Source organism: Rhizobacter sp. P3_B12 (genome assembly GCF_056402895.1).
The window spans coordinates 1-3195 of sequence record NZ_JBFUGN010000728.1; the positions used below are offsets into that span (position 1 = coordinate 1).

The following is a 3195-nucleotide window of genomic DNA, read 5'->3' on the forward strand; positions in this document are numbered from 1 at the left end:
AGCTGGAGCCGATGCTGCGCGACGTGCGCGTGATGCGCCGCGTGTTCCCCAAGTTCAACCGCAAGTCCAAAGAGAACACGATCAAGAAGAAGCGCTTCCTCGGCTGCTTGCTCCACCTGCGTGGCGGCAAGGCCGCGAAGAACTACCGCCGCATCACCGTGGACTGCGTGTACTACGACGAGACCGACGGCTTCGATCGCGACATCGAGAAGGAGGGCAGTCCCTTCAGGCTCGGCGACAAGCGCATCGAGGGCGCCACGTTTCCCAAGTCGGTGGCCGGCAGTACGCCGAAGCTCAAGGGCTTCAGCCTGATCGAGGACCGTGAGAGCCAGGCCGACGTTCGCTTCCAGTATTTCATTCGCTGCCCGCATTGCGATGACGAGCACACGCTCGATTGGGGCGGCAAGGAAGCGCTCCACGGCTTCAAGTGGACGGACGACGACCCGGAGACAGTCGGCCACGTGTGCCCGCACTGCGGCGTGTGCATCACCCAGGCCGAGTACCTCGCGGCCTGGAAGGGACGCTGGAAGTCCGCCGAAGGGATCTGGATCGACGAGCGCGATCCGGTTCAGCTGCGCTTCCGGAACGCCACGGACGAAGAGATCGTGCCGCCCAGGCACGTGGCGTTCTTCAGCTGGACCGCGTACAGCCCGCAGGCGACCTGGGTGAGCATCGTGCGCGACTGGCTGACGGCCGCGAAGAAGGCGCAGGCCGGCGACGACAGTGATCTGAAGACCTTCATCAACACCACCCGCGGCGAGACCTACGAGCAGGAACTGGAGAAGACCGACGCCAGCCAGCTCGCGCTGCGCGGCAAGCACGGGCACCCGTTGCGCACCGTGCCACGCGGCGCGGTGAAGCTCGCGATCGGCGTAGACGTGCAGGGGGACCGCTGGGAGCTGGTGGTGTGGGGCTTTGGCCGCGGCGAGGAGATGTGGGTGGTGGACGACCTGGTCATCTACGGCAACCCGGCCGACCAGCGCGAATGGGATCTGAAGCTGGACCCGGCGATCAAGGCGACCTTCCGGCATGTCTGCGGCGTCGAGATGTCGGCCGACGCGGTGGCGATCGACACCGGCGGCCACTTCACGCACCAGTGCTACGTCTTCGTGCGCAACCGGCCGAACCAGAACCTATACGCGGTGAAGGGCGAGACGCGGCTGGGGCGGCCAATCAAGAGCGCCAGCGTGCTGGTCGACGTGAACGAGCGCGGCAAGACGATCCGCAAGGGCGTGCGGCTGTGGCACGTGGGCACCGACACCGCGAAGGATCTGCTCTACGGCCGCCTGCAGGTGGGCCAGCCCGGGCCGGGCTACGTGCACTTCGCCCGCGAGCTGACGGCTGAGTTCTACGACCAGCTCACGGCCGAGAGCCGCATGTTGGTGAAGACCGGCCGCGGCGAGGAACACCGCTGGCTGAAGCCGGCCGGCAAGCGCAACGAGAAGCTGGACTGCACGGTCTACGCGCTGTTCTGTGCGCAGATGCTCGGCCTGCACACGCTCAGCGACAAGCTGTGGGCGCGGCTCGAAGCCGGGCTCGAACCCGATCTATTCGCGGCGCCGCAGGCCGTCGAATCCATCGACAGACCGGCTGTACAGGCGTCTGTACAGGATGCAGTGCCAGTGCGAGACCCGCCACCACCACGCCCGCCGATCGCGCCTGCATTCACCTCCGCACACAACATTTCCCACTCAATCGCCAGTGACGCATGGAGTTCCCGCCTATGAATAGAAGCCACGCCGAATCGAATCCCGACAACCATCACAGCCGTGCGCCGTCACAGTGGGTGCTCGACATGACCGACATCCTGCGGGACCGACTGGCGGTGCAGGATCCGTGGGCGACCGCGATGGCGCAGGAGATCGTCGCCGGCATGCGCGACAGGTTCGGAGGAGACGACGTTTACGTGCCGATCCCCGATCGCAGCGCGCGCAATGAACGCATCCGCGCGATGTTCAATGGCCGCAACGTCGCCGAGATCTGCGACCAGTTCGGGCTGAAGCGCGCCATGGTCTATCGCATCTGCGGCACCAGGGATCCACAGCGCACCGTTGCGCGCCGCGCTCGACGTTGAGTGGGCTCACGCAAATTGTCTACTGCAGCCCCTACAAAGTAGACGCCGAAACTTCGACGATGACGGCATGCAAAACGCAATCGTCATCGCATGAGTGCCACGCCCTGGTACAGCATCCATCGGCGTCCGGTCGCAAACGCGTCCGCGGCCTCCGAAACACAGCACGCCGAGATCTGGATCTACGGCGACATCGGCGAATCCTGGTACGGCGACTCCATCGCTGCAAAGGACTTCGTCAAGACCGTGGCCGCACTCGACGCCAAGACCATGTCGGTCCGCCTGAACAGCTTCGGCGGCTCGGTCGCCGATGGCATCGCGATCTACAACGCGCTGAAGCGCCACCCGGCCACGGTCACTGTCTGCGTTGACGGCATCGCCGCATCGATCGCCAGCCTGATCGCGATGGCAGGCGACCGCGTCGAGATCGCCGACAACGCAATGCTGATGATCCACGCACCCTGGGCCGGCACCTCGGGCAACGCCGCCGAGCTGCGCCAGGCGGCCGACATGCTCGACAAGTGGGCGCAGGCGATGGCCGCGAGCTATGCCGCCAAGACCGGCCGCGCACTCGACGACGTGATGGCCTGGCTCAGCGATGGCGAGGACCACTGGTTCACCGCATCCGAAGCCGTCGCGGAGAAGCTCGCTGATGCGACCACGGCCGCCCTCCCGATCAGCGCCAGCGCCACGCGCTTCGCCTGGACCCGACCCGACGCTCGTGCGACCGCACCACCGTCCACCGCTGCACCGGCCACCGCGGTGGTGCCCGCCGCCGCTGCCCAGCTGCCCCTCTCACACACCTCGATCCCTTCGACTCAGGAGACCACGATGCTCGTTCCCGCCACCGACCCGACCGCTCAAGCCGCACAGCAAGAGGCCATCAAAGCCGCCGCGCGCGCCGAAGCCCAGCGCCAGACCGAGGTTCGCGCCGTCTTCCACCRCCACATGGATCGCGATGGTGTCTCCGCCGCGCTCGATGCCGTGGTGAGCGATGTCGATTGCAACCTGGTGCAGGCCAAGGCTCGACTGCTCGATGCGCTGGCCCGTGGCACCGAGCCGGCCGCAGGCGGCTGGGTGGTCACGGTCGAAGACGAGACCGACAGGCGCAATGCCGCGATGGC

General features: G+C 66.5%; 3 protein-coding genes. All 3 read left to right on the top strand.

Translation table 11 applies throughout. From position 1 onward, the window contains the following. On the top strand, positions 1-1727 hold a 1727-nt coding region (locus AC1D01_RS26980), incomplete at its 5' end, for a phage terminase large subunit family protein (RefSeq protein ID WP_477871855.1). 68 nt (positions 1728-1795) lie between these two features. Continuing rightward, positions 1796-2074, top strand: a complete 279-nt coding sequence (locus tag AC1D01_RS26985; protein ID WP_477871857.1) for a Mor transcription activator family protein — start codon at positions 1796-1798, stop codon at positions 2072-2074. Between the two features lie 90 nt (positions 2075-2164). Then, positions 2165-3195, top strand: a 1031-nt coding sequence (locus AC1D01_RS26990; RefSeq protein ID WP_477871859.1) for a head maturation protease, ClpP-related, incomplete at its 3' end; no start/stop codon positions are given.

Coding starts and splice junctions, on each gene's coding strand:
- AC1D01_RS26985 (WP_477871857.1), top strand. CDS start 1,796: ATGACCGACATCCTGCGGGACCGACTGGCGGTGCAGGATCCGTGGGCG.